The 13,838-nt window shown below is 56.8% G+C and carries 12 protein-coding genes and 1 tRNA gene; 5 read left to right on the plus strand and 8 right to left on the minus strand.

The window, feature by feature from the left end:
* Positions 1 to 8 precede the first annotated feature (8 nt).
* The 3 genes from AC2FNC_RS00480 to AC2FNC_RS00490 all read left to right on the plus strand — a co-directional run bounded on the left by AC2FNC_RS00480 (position 9) and on the right by AC2FNC_RS00490 (position 4,287).
* Positions 9 to 1,031, plus strand: a complete 1,023-nt coding sequence (locus AC2FNC_RS00480; protein ID WP_496714274.1) for a LacI family DNA-binding transcriptional regulator — start codon at positions 9 to 11, stop codon at positions 1,029 to 1,031.
* A 370-nt stretch (positions 1,032 to 1,401) separates the two neighbouring features.
* Entirely contained in the window at positions 1,402 to 2,622 is a 1,221-nt protein-coding gene (locus AC2FNC_RS00485) for an APC family permease (protein ID WP_496714276.1), read from the plus strand.
* 126 nt (positions 2,623 to 2,748) lie between these two features.
* Positions 2,749 to 4,287 (plus strand): MFS transporter, encoded by a 1,539-nt coding sequence (locus AC2FNC_RS00490; RefSeq protein ID WP_496714278.1) that lies wholly within the window; start codon positions 2,749 to 2,751, stop codon positions 4,285 to 4,287.
* On the opposite strand, the gene AC2FNC_RS00495 is transcribed toward AC2FNC_RS00490, so the two are convergent.
* From AC2FNC_RS00495 to AC2FNC_RS00525, 7 genes are all read right to left on the minus strand, one after another.
* A complete protein-coding gene (locus tag AC2FNC_RS00495; protein ID WP_496714280.1) occupies positions 4,288 to 5,880 on the minus strand; it encodes a trypsin-like peptidase domain-containing protein in 1,593 nt (530 codons plus the stop codon).
* Positions 5,881 to 6,070: 190 nt separating this feature from the next.
* Positions 6,071 to 6,144, minus strand: a tRNA-Gly gene (locus AC2FNC_RS00500).
* Between the two features lie 69 nt (positions 6,145 to 6,213).
* Positions 6,214 to 7,041 (minus strand): polyphosphate kinase 2 family protein, encoded by an 828-nt coding sequence (locus AC2FNC_RS00505; RefSeq protein ID WP_480472879.1) that lies wholly within the window; start codon positions 7,039 to 7,041, stop codon positions 6,214 to 6,216.
* A gap of 125 nt (positions 7,042 to 7,166) precedes the next feature.
* Entirely contained in the window at positions 7,167 to 8,222 is a 1,056-nt protein-coding gene (locus AC2FNC_RS00510) for a methyltetrahydrofolate cobalamin methyltransferase (RefSeq protein ID WP_480553557.1), read from the minus strand.
* Between the two features lie 9 nt (positions 8,223 to 8,231).
* Positions 8,232 to 9,158, minus strand: a complete 927-nt coding sequence (locus AC2FNC_RS00515; RefSeq protein ID WP_496714282.1) for a methylenetetrahydrofolate reductase — start codon at positions 9,156 to 9,158, stop codon at positions 8,232 to 8,234.
* Between the two features lie 25 nt (positions 9,159 to 9,183).
* Positions 9,184 to 9,480, minus strand: coding sequence for a virulence factor (locus AC2FNC_RS00520; RefSeq protein ID WP_209503861.1), 297 nt, complete (start codon positions 9,478 to 9,480; stop codon positions 9,184 to 9,186).
* 249 nt (positions 9,481 to 9,729) lie between these two features.
* Positions 9,730 to 11,616, minus strand: coding sequence for a PhoX family protein (locus AC2FNC_RS00525; RefSeq protein ID WP_496714283.1), 1,887 nt, complete (start codon positions 11,614 to 11,616; stop codon positions 9,730 to 9,732).
* A 178-nt stretch (positions 11,617 to 11,794) separates the two neighbouring features.
* Between AC2FNC_RS00525 and AC2FNC_RS00530 the strand changes: the two genes are divergently transcribed.
* Both AC2FNC_RS00530 and AC2FNC_RS00535 read left to right on the plus strand, forming a co-directional pair.
* Positions 11,795 to 12,907: a Ppx/GppA phosphatase family protein gene (locus tag AC2FNC_RS00530; RefSeq protein ID WP_209503859.1), complete on the plus strand. Its 1,113-nt coding sequence runs from the start codon at positions 11,795 to 11,797 to the stop codon at positions 12,905 to 12,907.
* A complete protein-coding gene (locus tag AC2FNC_RS00535; protein ID WP_496714286.1) occupies positions 12,907 to 13,623 on the plus strand; it encodes an RlmE family RNA methyltransferase in 717 nt (238 codons plus the stop codon). The genes AC2FNC_RS00530 and AC2FNC_RS00535 overlap by 1 nt, the downstream gene beginning before the upstream one ends.
* A 2-nt stretch (positions 13,624 to 13,625) precedes the next feature.
* Here the strand turns inward: AC2FNC_RS00535 and AC2FNC_RS00540 are convergent, their stop codons facing one another.
* Positions 13,626 to 13,817: a hypothetical protein gene (locus tag AC2FNC_RS00540; RefSeq protein WP_480472891.1), complete on the minus strand. Its 192-nt coding sequence runs from the start codon at positions 13,815 to 13,817 to the stop codon at positions 13,626 to 13,628.
* Between the last annotated feature and the right edge of the window lie 21 nt (positions 13,818 to 13,838).

Here is a 13,838-nt window from a genome sequence, read left to right on the forward strand (position 1 = left end):
GTTCGAGAATGTCAAAACATCGGTCTGCTCCGACACTGGATGACGTTGCCAAGGCCGCGGGCGTTTCGACCGCGACAGTGTCCCGGTGTCTGAACAACCCGCAGCAAGTTGTTGAAGCAACGCGCAAGCGTGTCCTGTCGACGGTCGAAGAATTGGGGTACACGCCAAATTTCGCGGCCCGCGTGATGGCGGCCAAGCGGTCATTTACCATTGGCGCCATCATCCCAACCATGGAAAACGCTATATTCGCAAGGGGGTTGCAGGCGTTCCAGGAAGAGATACATCAGCGTGGTTACACATTGCTGGTCTCCAGTTCAGCCTATGAGCCCGAAGCGGAAAAGGATCAGATCCGAACCCTGGTCGCACGGGGTGCAGATGGGCTGTTATTGATCGGTCATGACAGGGACGCAGATATTTATGATTACCTGGACAGACGGAAAGTGCCCGCGCTGGTTGCCTGGTCCTTTCTGCCGGACAAACCTGTGCCGTCAGTTGGGTTCGACAACTGCAAAGCCATGAAAGCGCTGGCAGACCAGATCATCAGACAGGGACATTCACGTCTTGCGACAATATCGGGTATCAGTTCGGGCAATGACCGGGCGCGGCTCAGGATCGCAGGGATAAAAAGCGCCATGGCTGACCACGGCCTGCAGCCGGATGACCTAATGGTGATCGAAACCACGTATGAATTCGAAAATGGCGCGACGGCGTTCAGGGATCTCATGGCTACTGACACGCCGCCGACCGCCGTTTTGTGCGGAAACGATGTTCTGGCTGTCGGCGCATTGAGACAGGCGCAAAAAATGGGGCTCCGAGTGCCCGAAGACGTGTCGATTACCGGCTTTGACGACATCGAAATCGCGCGCATTGTCAGCCCTGCCCTGACAACGGTTCACGTGCCCCACCGTGAAATGGGTCAAAAAGCTGCGCAGGAGTTGATACGGATGATCGAAACGAACTCTGCGGGCCAGTCTTTGGAGCTTTCGACCTATTTGGTCACCCGAGACTCCCTGCTTGACCGCATTCCTTAAGGCTCAGAAAGTTCGGCGGTTCATTGCGTGCAAAAGGCGCACCGGTCTACGATTCAGTGTGACGATCCGCTTTCATTGACCTGAATCAAAGCACGCAAAGTGACCACATAGTGAAGTACGAATATATCAACGGGCCCGACGCTCACCTGCCTGACCCCAAGCAAATTTACCGGTGATCAGTATTTCAACGGCGCGAAGGTTTCACTCCACGGGCGCGGCAAATGCGAGGCGCGCTCTTCTGCCGACTACGCTCTGGCTTCTCGGGACAAAACGCACGTCAGTCACTCATATGATCGAGGCAACGGGACCAAGCAGAGAAACTTTAATGCCAACCCAAGACACGCAACGCATTCCAATTGGCGGATAGATGATGTCCATCGTTGAACAAAATACACCAAAGCTGCGACGGGCGCTGACGACCCCGCTGCTCACGCTCTATGGGCTTGGGGTAACCGTCGGCGCTGGAATATACGTGCTTGTTGGTGCGACGGCCGGGATTGCGGGCCCATTTGCCGCTGTTTCGTTCCTGATTGCCGCGCTTGTTGTTGCGCTGACTGCCCTGTCCTACGCAGAACTGGCAACCCGATATCCTGTGAGTGCGGGTGAAGCCGCTTATGTCGAAGCAGGGTTTCAGAAAAGCTGGATGGCCGTGCTGGTCGGTCTCGCCGTGGCCGCCTCGGGCATCATCTCGGCCTCGGCCGTGGCTATCGGGGCCGCGTCGTACCTTCAAACGCTTACAGGTTTAGGCATTTCAAGTCTGACAATCGGTGTAGTTCTGGTCATGGGGCTGATCGCCCTATGGGGGATCACGCAGTCGGTAATGGTGGCGGCGGTTATTACTGTCATAGAAATAAGCGGGCTACTCGTCGTTATTGGTTGGGGCCAGTCCCTTCCTGAGCCTCAGGGCTATGCGCTCACCCAGATGGTTCCCGGGCTGGACCCAAACGCCTGGAGAGGGATTTTTGCCGCTTCGCTTCTGGCGTTTTTCGCCTTTGTGGGTTTCGAGGACATGGCGAATGTCGCTGAAGAAGTTAAAGACCCCGCCGGAACAATCCCGAAAGCGATCCTGTTGACGCTTATTCTGGCCACGGTCTTGTATCTTGGTACGTCCATGACTGTTCTGTATGTGGTGCCGATCGATGTCCTTTCGACGTCCGCCGCGCCGCTGGCCCTGATTTTTACAGACGCGCCCGATGTTATCCAGCAGGGGTTTTCAGCCATTGCCATCGTTGCGACGATCAATGGTGTTCTGATCCAGATGATCATGGCATCCCGCGTGATTTACGGGCTCGCGGATCGGGATCATTTGCCAAAGTTTCTGGCTAAGGTGTCTCAGGTCACTCAGACGCCAACGGTAGCGACAATCATGGTCACGGCGATAATCCTGTTGCTGACACAAACGCTTCCAATCGCCATTCTGGCCGAGCGGACGTCGCAAATTGTTCTGGGAGTCTTTGTGCTGGTCAATCTGTCACTGATCCTTTTGAAGACCCGGGCTGAAACCGATGAACCGCAGTTCCGCGTGCCTCTTGTTGTTCCTCTCTTTGGGGTGGTGACCAGTTTGTTGCTTTTTGCATCCGCATTTCTGTAACCCTGTGTCATTAGGTCAAGGAAATCCTGCGATGCGATTTACGTGAACATGACCACTGACCAGCCTTCTACAAGAGTGCGGCTTTCTGCATGGTGGCATAGAACCTTTGTTGATCTGGCCCGACAGATGCAATGGTCCTACCTGCCACCGCTCATGGTCTATTTTGCCGCCGGTGTTTCTGGTCTGACATCGGTCGTCGGTGCCTTCTTTCTTAAGGACTACCTTAACCTATCCGCATCCTTTGTTGCCGGGCTGGCGTTTTGGGCCGGGCTTCCCTGGATCCTGAAAATGCCGCTGGGTCATATTGTTGATCTGTTTTGGCGGTGGAAGTCATTGCTGATCCTATTGGGGGCAACCCTGATCACCTTGTCCCTGCTCACCATGTACGGGCTTGTAGCCTTTCCCGGACATATGGCTGATGTCATGCCGCTGGAACATTGGTACATCATTGCCCTGCTCTTGGCGCCTTCCGGCTATGCCATTCAGGATGTTGTCGCCGACGCGATGACAGTCGAAGCCGTTCCAAAGATCAATCCCTACGGGCAGCCGTTTTCGCCCGAGGAAACCCGTGCACAGCATACAACAATGCAAACCCTGGGCAGGATCGCCATTTTCTCCGGTTTTGCAGCCGTTGCCGCGGTCAATATCTGGGTGTTCTCGGGAACCGAGGGCATGCAGAAATCAGACCGCCTTGCATTGTATGGCAACGTCTACCTGATCGCGCTTGTCATTCCACTGCTGTCCGTCAGCGGTGTGGTTTTGCACAGCTTGATACAGCGTCAACGTCTTCGCCAAGGTCATCCCCCTCATACCCATGACGAAACCACCGAGGTCAAATGGCCGATCCTGCTGGGCGGTCTCGCCTTTGTTGTATTGAGTATCGTGTTAGGAACATCGAATTTCCAACTCGCCCAGGAAACTATTTTTGCAGTCTCTCTGAGTGTGATCTTGTACCTGATGTCACGCTTAGTGAAGGAACTGAACCCAAATCAGGCAAAGGCCCTGATTGGTACGGCGATAATCATTTTCGTGTTTCGTGCGGTTCCTCTGCCTGGGCCGGGGTTGACCTGGTTCGAAATCGACGAGTTGGGGTTTGACGAGCAGTTCCTGGCAATCCTGGCGCTTCTGACGTCCCTGCTTGCATTGGTGGGGCTCATCGTCCTGAGACCATTTATGGCCAACCGCTCGATTGCGCAGGTCGTCATCATTCTGACCATCGCGTCGGGGGTCCTCGCCCTGCCCAACCTTGCGCTGTATTACGGCGTGCATGAATGGACATCTGCGCATACCGGCGGGATCGTAGACGCAAGGTTCATCGCAGTCCTTGACACCGCAGTTGAATCTCCGCTGGGACAAATCGCGATGGTTCCGATGCTGGCCTGGATCGCACGTAATGCTCCTGTGCATCTGAAGGCAACTTTCTTTGCCGTCATGGCGTCATTCACCAACATGGCCTTGTCGGCCAGCAGTTTGGCAACGAAATACCTGAACCAGATTTTCGTGGTGTCGCGCGCGGTAACCGACCCGGAAACCGGTGTCGTCACATCGATTGCCGATTACGGCCAACTTGGGCACCTGTTGATCGCCGTGGGCCTGATTTCTGTGATCGTTCCGTTGGTGGTCGTATTCCTTGTTCAAAAATCGCCGTTCCAGACCAACGACTGATTACTGGCTGACAGTTTCTCTCAGCAAGGTTTTCAGGTGCAAAACCGGAACCCCGATGTTCGAGCCCCCGAACTCTGGCAGGATCGCGGCGTTAATCGCGACCACCTCTCCCTTGCGGTTCAGGGCCGGCCCTCCGCTTCCTCCTGACGTTGTTTCCGCGTCATAAACGACTGCACCCGGGCTTGTCTGCGCCACGATTCCTCGGCTGGCGAGAGGTTGAACCTGGTTTTGCGCAGATAACCGTGCGGCGATCGTCCAGAAATTGACGGACCCGTCTTTCTCGAGCGTTTTCAGAAATTCCGGCCCCGCCTGCGCAATTAACGCTTTCAGGCCAGTAGGATACCCCAGCAGAAAGACTTCGTCACCGCTTCGTGGAAGATCTTCCGCCAGTGGCAATCCCAGCCCCTCGATACGGTTTGGATCAACCGACAAAAGTGCCAGATCAGCGGTTTCACTGAACCGGTCCAAAGTAGCCTCGATCGGATCGGTCTGACCTGGCAGATAGGCCAGCAACCGAAGCATCTCGGCCTCAAGACCTGCGTTTTTCAGTGCCTGAGCTTGGTCGCCGGATGTCCAGGGCAAGGCAACGTGGCGGTTGGTGGCCATCAGCGGCGTACCCTCCAGCAGAAATCCGGTGCCAGTGAACTGGAACTCCGCGGGCTCGCCTGTTGCGTCCGGTTCGATCCAGGGTTGTCCGAAGGGTGTTTGCAACTTCTCTCCGTTCGGCCCCAACACGTGGCGCAGCAGTTTACCGCTTTCGATATGACGCAATCCGTAGGCGCCCTGAATGAAAGCCACGGATTGAGTAGAGGCGGTGATGACCCGCGTAGACGCCCCCGCGCGTTGTTCAAGGGTACCCAACCGCTGCTCGGTTGATATCAGCTGGTTCTGAAAGGCTTCCCTCAACGCCACAAGGTCTTCGGGGGTTAGAACATCTTCCCGCGTCTGGCTAAGCATGGTCGCCACAGCTTCAATCTTGCGAGCTTCCTGTTGCAGGCTGTCGGCCAGTCTCCGGTCGTTTTGATAAAGCAGGAACAGCAGACCTGCGATCAGCGCAATCGCGGCTACTACCGTAATCCTGAAGAACATAGTGGTTTGAGAAACAAGCCTTCGCCCACTCTCACGCAGCGCACCCGACATTCTTTGGGCAAAGGGTCGGCGACTTGACCGCGCATAGGCATAGGCGTCGCTCAGGATATCCTCGACCGTATGACGGATGGGAAACCTCTGAGTACATATGCGGTATCGGGAGATCGGGCCCAATTCGCCAAACTCGATCATGTCGCCGTGATTCAGCGTTGCCGACACAATCTTGTGGCCATTGACCCAGATGTCTTGCCCTGCCAGCGCGTTGAGCACATAGCCCCCCTCGGTCCACTGAAGCGTTGCGATATCTTCGTCATGGGGCGGTGTGTTGTCTTTCAGGCGTAGGCCTAGCGCACGGCCTTCGCCAACTGAAACAGTCAATGCGCTGTCGACAAGCCAGGAAACCGTTCCACGGGATGGGCCGGTCAGGCTCTCCAGAAAGGCATGAACATCACCTGCGCAAGGCTCTTGGGGGGTTCTCGTGCCGGTCTGATCAATTTCCCGCATAGTTGGGCTCTGCTCAACAGTGATGGGGTCACTCTATCATAAGACGCCCGGAATCCTACTAATCGCAAGGGGGATGCCCCAAACCGGAACTATCTACAGGCATAAATCAATTTGGTGGAACGTCCCGAAACGACCCCCATGCCTGCCAGAGCAGGCCTTCACCGGAAATCGCCGTCTTACCTGAGAGTTCTGGAGCGGGTAGCGGGAATCGAACCCGCGCGTTCAGCTTGGGAAGCTGACAGGCTACCATTACATCATACCCGCCGCACCTCTGAGATATAACCAGAGTTCCCTGACGCGCAAGCCAGATCGTTTCAGCTCGCCCGGAAAATGTCACTCAGTCCGCGCACGAAGACTGTCGATCAGCGAGTCTTCAACATCCAAAGCCTGGATGGCCGCCTCAAGCGTACGGCTGTCCAGATGTTGCGGGTTCAGATCGACCCCTGCTGAAAACGCTTTGACAATGGCCTTCATGGCGCTGATGCGCGCATATCTTTTGTTATTGGCCGGTATTACGTGCCACGGCGCCAGATCGGTTGACGTCCGGGCCAACATTTCATCCACGGCGACCTCGGTAACATCCCATTTCTCGCGATTCCGGAAATCCTCGTACGTCAACTTCCAGCGCTTCAACGGGTTTCTTAGCCGTTCTGTAAACCGCTGCATCTGTTCATCTTCAGAGATGTGGAAGAACAGCTTGACGATCCGGGCACCATCGTCGACCAGCATGCGTTCGAAATCATTGATTTCCTGATAGGCAGCGCGCCAGCGCGTTTCCGGGGTCAGGTTCTCGATCCGCTCAACCAACACGCGCCCGTACCAGCTGCGGTCAAATGCGGATATCGCTCCGGACGGTGGCAAACGTTCCCAAAACCGCAGCAGGTAATGCCGGTTGAGGTAGTAGTTCCTGGGTGCCCCAATTGGCCAGACCTTAAAGCTGCGCGGGTCCAGAGCCTGGCTGATCCTGCGAATGGTTCCCCCCTTGCCTGCCGCATCCCATCCCTCGAACACCAGCACACCCTTGAGCCCGTGAAACAGATACGCTTGCTGAATCCTGGCCAGTTTGGCCTGAAGATCAATCAGTTGCTCGAAATACTCCTTTTTGCCCAACCGCTTGGTCAGATCCGCTTCTGAGAGTTTCGGGGGGTGATGTTTGCTCATCGTGCCACCTGATCGTTGCGTCCCGGTTCAGGATATCCTGAACCCTTGCGCAAAATCGACATTGATCAGGGTCAAACGAAAAGGCCGGGCACAGTGCCCGGCCTTAGCTGTCTTTGTTGATGCAATCAGGCGCGGCGACGACGGCCACCGCCGCGACGACCACCGGCTGCGCCACCGGCCTCGTCAGGTGATTTGTTGAACCTGATCCACTCCCCACCATGCGGGTCGTTGTTGGTCAGCAGGTTGGCGGCGCGGATGGCCTCCATCTCCTTACCGGCGCGCGGCTTGGTGGAGCCCAGGCCGAACATCTGAACAAACGCCTCGTCATCCATACCTTCTGGCAGAATGATGCCAGCTGCGGCAAGGGCTTCTTTTTTCTCGGTAATTTTTGCCTGCGTCACTGGCAGAGCCACCGGGTTCATAATCGCCGAGGTCATGCCGGCACCCATTGCCATCGGCAGGAAGGCATTGTTGATGCCGTGGCGGTTCGGCAAGCCGAACGAGATGTTGGATGCGCCACAGGTGGTGTTCACACCCAGTTCCTCGCGCAGGCGGCGAACCAGAGCAAACACCTGCTGACCAGCTGTTGCCATCGCGCCAATCGGCATGACCAGCGGGTCAACAACGATGTCATGCGCGGGGATTCCAAAATCGGCAGCACGCTGAACGATCTTTTTGGCCACTTCGAAACGGACATCGGGGTCTTCCGAAATACCTGTGTCGTCGTTCGAGATTGCCACAACAGGAACATTGTATTTTTTGACCAGCGGCAGAACCAGTTCCAGGCGCTCTTCCTCACCGGTGACCGAGTTCAGCAGCGGGCGACCTTCCGCCGCCTCAAGACCCGCCTCCAGAGCACCGGGTACCGACGAGTCGATACACAGCGGAACTTCGACCAGACCCTGTACCAGCTCAACGATCTTGCGCATCAGTGGCGGTTCGGTCTCGTTCGGGTTGGGGTTCGAGTTGTAGACGACGCCCGCGTTGATATCCAGAACGGTCGCGCCCGCCATCACCTGCGCCAGCGCATCCTTCTCGACGGTCGAGAAATCGCCTGCCTCCAGTTCGGCCGCCAGCTTTTTCCGACCGGTCGGGTTGATCCGCTCTCCGATCACGCAGAACGGTTCATCAAAGCCCAGAACGGCAGTTTTTGTTTTTGATTCTAAGACTGTACGGGTCATGTCCGTTCCTTAGGAGTTTGCAGGCTGCGCCGAGGCACCGCCATTATTGATCGCCCAGTTGGCGTTGGTTTTGATCCCGCCCAGCGGGAAGAAGTGCACGTTGGTGATGTTGAAATCCGGGTTGGCCGCTTTGTGGTTGGCCAATTCAGTCACAACATCGTTCGGTTCATAGGGCAACAGAAGCTTCGACACATCCATGGCGCGCTTTTGCAGAACTTTCAGCGACGGGCCGACGCCGCAAGCAATTGCGAACTTGATCAGGGTCTGCAGTTTGGCCGGACCGGCGATACCAATGTGGATGGGCAGGTCGATACCTGCCTCTTTCAGACCATCCGCCCAGGCGATGATCGGCTTGGCATCGAAGGCAAACTGAGTTGCCAGGGCCATCTCGGCATCCGTGGTTTCGTTGAATTTCTGTTTCCAGCGCAGGGCGTCATCGACGTTCTTGGTGGACCCATCGGGATCGATGTCCTTGTTACCCTCGGGGTGACCGGCAACATGAAGTCGCTTGAACCCTGCCTTGTCGAACAGACCGGTTTCCATCAGCTGCATGGAACTGTCGAAATCGCCATGCGGCTTTGTCACGCCACCGGCCAGCAACAGCGCCTGCTCGACGCCCGCCTCACCCTGGTACATCGAGATCCAGTTTTCCAAGGTCGCCGCATCCTTGATGATCCGCGCCGGGAAGTGGGGCATGACAGGATAGCCTTCGGCTGCAATCCGCTTGGCTGTCTTGACCATATCTTCAATCGGGGTGCCTTCGATATGAGCAATGTAGACGCGTGTGCCTTCGGGCAGCAGCGCGCGGAAATCCTCGACCTTTTCGGCGGTCCGCGGCATGACCTCGATCGAATAGCCTTGCAGGAAGGCTTCGACGTTCGGGTTCACAGGGCTGTTTTCGACCACATCACGTTTCTTGAAGTTCAGCAAAGCCATTGAGGCCTCCCATTAAGATACGGGCTTATGCCCAACCGTCATTTGCGATCAGCGCTTTGATGCGGTCCTGATCGTATTCCTTTTCCAGACGCAGGGCCTCGGCCTCGGCTACTTCTGCCGGGTCGCCATCAACTGCAAAAGGCTCGGCCTTGCGCCATTCGGCCAGATAGGCATCACTGTCCTTGGCGTTTACCTTCATGGCGGCGCGGTCGATGGCTTGCTCGAACCGTTCTTCCAGTTGCCGCTTCGCGCCGCGACGGCCTTTGCCGACGATGACCTGAGCGGGAATGTCGCGCCAGTACACGATGGTGACGTCAGGCATTACTGTGATTCCTCCTAACCCGATGGGCCGGTTCTAAACTTCAATGTGGGGATTGGTCGGTCGGTTTTCGACACCCGGCGCTTTTCAAGCGACGTTTTCGCCCACGGTGGCGTGGCGGGGTTTTAACCCGTCTCGCGGCAAAAACGCATACCAAAATTCTCATTGTCACTATGAGAGCATTGCATAATGAACAAAAAGCCCCGGACGGCATGACCCGCCCGAGGCTTGTTTCAACGCGTCTTGCCAAGGTTAACCGACCAACCCACCGTCTTCACGAGTAACCGCAATGATGGCTGAACGTGGAACCGAGTTACCACCGTCGGGCCAGTGGCTATTACCGTCTTCACCGGGGTGTTGAATACCAACAAACATGGTGCGGCGATCCGGCGACCAGCTGAGCCCAGTGATCTCACACTCGTTCGGGCCAACCAGAAAACGACGGATTTCACCGGTAACCGGGTCGCCTGCCAGCATCTGGTTGTTCCCCTGCCCTTCGAAGTCGCCCTCGTTGCTGTATTTGCCGTCGGTCTGGATCCACAGCAGGCCGTTGCTGTCAAACTTCAGACCGTCGGGCGAGTTGAACATGTTGTCGGCGTTGACATTGTCCGAACCGCCATACGCATCCTGATGCACGGTCGGGTTTCCGGCCAGTACATACAGGTCCCATTCGAAACCCGATGCGCCATGGTCTCCGCCTTCAGGGCGCCAGCGCACGATCTGACCGTATTTGTTCGCCTCGCGCGGATTCGGCCCGTTGACCGAAGTGTCGTCGCCACCGGCATTAGGTTTCACACCGCGGTTCTTGTTGTTGGTCAGGCAGCAATAGACCTCGGGCGCGTTCGGGTTGGCCGCAACCCATTCCGGGCGGTCCATGGTGGTCGCGCCAACAGCCGATGCTGCTTGCCGCGTATGGATGCAGATTTCGGCCTGCGACGTCATACCAGTTGTTTCGGGGGTCAGGTCCAGCCACTCACCAGTCCCGTCGTCGTTGAACTTTGCAACCGACAACGTACCGTTCTCAAGCAGCGCATGCGTGTCCACCCCAGCGGCAAAAAAACCTTCCGAGACAAAGCGGTACAGGAACTCGCCCCGTTCATCATCACCCATGTAGACAACGACACGACCGTCATTGTTCACAATGGCCTCGGCGTTTTCGTGCTTGAACCGACCGAGCGCGGTCAGCTTACGAGGGGTCGAGGTCGGCTCGGTCGGATTGATTTCGACAACATAGCCTGCGCGGTTCGGCTCGTTAGGGTTTTTCGAGACGTCGAAACGCTCGTCAATTCCGGCCCATCCGTATCCCCAGTCCTTGGACGAAACGCCGTAGCGCTGAAGTTCGGCGCTGACCTCATGTTTTTCGTCCTCAGTCGAGAAGTAACCATTGAAATTCTCTTCACAGGCCAAATACGTCCCCCATGGGGTCATGCCATTACCACAGTTGTTCCAGGTGCCTTTACAGATGGTGCCTGTCGGATCGGCGGCAGTTTTCAGCAGATCATGGCCAGCGGCAGGCCCCGTCAATGACATGTCTGTCTGCGGCGTGATGCGGCGGTTATACGAGCTATCCTTGACGATGCCCCATTTGCCGTCGGTAACCGCAATCTCGACCACCGTCACACCATGCGCCATCATGCCTTTGGCGACATCGTCATCCGAGGCGGCTTTGGCGTCCGGGTTGTTGCCCCAAAGGATATCGCGATTGGTGTATTCGTTGTTCACGACCAGTAGAACGTGACCCTCGTGCAAAAACACATCCTGACCGTCGGTGTTATCACCAAATGCGCGCTCTTGGCTGGCAGCGGTTCCACGGGTGGCCGGATCAAATTCGGGCACATCAGACCAAAGCGGGTCGCCCCAGCGCACCATCACCTCGGCCTTGTAGCCCGGCGGCACGATGACGTCATCGGCAGTTGACGCCGGAATCGCCTCAAACGCAAATCGATCTGCGGCTGCGCGCGCACCAGTTGGAAGCAGCGACCCGCCCAAAGCCGTGAAACTTCCCACCGCCAATACGCCGCCCAGAAATCCACGACGTGACAGGGCACGTTCAACGACGCGGTCAAACTCACATTCCTCTGGGCGCGGGTTCACCATTTCATCGAATTCGTCAAAGGTCAGGACACGTTTATCTTTCATGGCAGGCTCCGTCTGCGGCTGATTGCGATCAAGAATCCCTCAACCGGGATCAAAGATCAAATCGCACCTCAGTATGAACGGCGTGTGACATCCAAGCCAAATTTGAAATGGAAATCGCTTGCACGTCGACGACGCCCCGCCTAGGGTCAAATCAACTCGAAAATCGGAGGGCGTTACGATGGCGCCCAAGCGTCCCAAAGGTGCGGGCGCGTTCCCGAAAGCGGTCGAAAGCCCCGCGCCGGCAAGACCCGATCCGGATGCCCTGTATGCGGCTCTGGATTTGGGAACAAATAGTTGCCGCATGTTGATAGCCCAGCCCAAGGGCAGCGGGTTTCATGTGGTTGACAGCTTCTCCAAGTCCGTGCAGCTGGGCGCGGGTCTGGAACGCACCGGACGTCTGTCGCGGGCGTCGATGGCACGCACCGTTCAGGCGCTGCGAATCTGTCAACAAAAGCTGAAGCGGAACAAAGTAAAACGGATGCGTCTGATCGCAACCGAGGCCTGCCGCCGCGCCAAGAATTCCCGCGAATTCATCCGACAGGTCAAACGCGAAACCGGACTGACGCTTGAAATCATCCAACCCGAAGAAGAAGCCCGTTTGGCGGTGATCTCCTGCGCCCCGCTGGTGTCCACCAAGACCGAACAGCTGTTGGTTGTCGATATTGGCGGCGGTTCGACCGAGCTGGTCTGGATCGACATTTCGTCCGTCCCTCGCCGTGACCGCCCGGCTGCGATCATGCGTTTGCACAACGGATTTCACACGGTCGACAGCCCTTTTCCGGCTGCAAAAGTTGTAGACTGGATCAGCGTACCGCTGGGTGTTGCCACGTTGCGGGATCAGTTCAATGACGTCGAAAACGACGCCGCTCGCTTTGCATTGATGAGCTGGTTTTTCGAAGAAAACCTGGCCGATTTCGCACCTTACAAAGATGAACAGACCCGCGAAGGTTTTCAGATCGTCGGCACCAGCGGAACTGTCACAACGGTTGCTGCATCGCATCTTGGCCTGAAGCGCTATGACCGGACCAAGGTTGACGGGCTGCGTATGACCAGTGATCAGATTGACAAAGTGATACGCGGGTATTTAGAACTCGGCCCTCATGGGCGCCGCCGGGATCCTCGGATTGGTGAAGACCGGCAGGCCCTGATCATGTCCGGCTCAGCCATTTTGCAGGCATTGTTGCGCTGCTGGCCCACTGATCGCCTTTCCGTGGCAGATCGGGGGCTACGCGAGGGCCTGCTTTATGCACAGATGAGCGCGGACGGGGTACTGGAAGACGGACCGTTCTGATGGCGAAGACACCAACTGGCAAAAACAACTCGGGTCGCGGTCAGCGTGACCTGAAGGTAAAGGTAAAAACCGCACGTGGTCGCAAGCTGAGTTCGACCCGCTGGCTCGAACGACAGCTGAACGATCCCTATGTGAAGCGCGCCCAGACCGAAGGATACCGGGGGCGGGCCGCGTATAAGATCAAGGAGCTAGACGACAAGTTCCGCTTTCTCGTACCCGGAGCACGGGTTGTTGATCTGGGGTGCGCGCCCGGTGGCTGGTGCCAGGTTGCAGTCAAACGCGTAAACGCGCTTGGCGAAAAGTCAGGGAAACGGATCGGAACTGTGCTGGGCATCGACTTGCAGGAAGTCGAACCGGTTGCGGGTGCCGATACTCATGTGCTGGACTTCATGGAGGATGACGCCGACCAGAAGGTCAAGGACTGGCTGGGTGGCAAAGCGGATGTGGTGATGTCAGACATGGCAGCGGCGTCCTCGGGTCACAAGCAGACCGACCATCTTCGGATCATCGCACTGTGTGAAACTGCGGCCCATTTCGCGTTTGACGTGCTGGAAGAAGGTGGCACATTCGTAGCCAAGGTTCTTGCCGGCGGTGCCGAGGGCGATTTGCAAAAACTTCTGAAGCAGAAATTTCAGAAAGTGGCGCATGTAAAACCGCCCGCATCACGTTCGGACAGTTCAGAAAAATTTGTTGTGGCAACCGGGTTTCGCGGCTGAACTTAATCTTCCAATCGGATACGGTTCCCGGTCAGCCGTTGTTCGCGCAGCGACGTCGCGGCCATACCCTGCAACATCAGTGTATCCCCGTGCGAAACATATACAGGCTCGCGATTGCGCAGCTCTTCAATGCGCTGCGCCAGCGTAGCGGGGTTCGTCCCGGTTGCTTTCTGTCTTGTTGAATCCGCGGACATACATCACCTCAAAACAGCAAA

The sequence above is a fragment of the Ruegeria sp. BHSA123 genome (genome assembly GCF_059613425.1).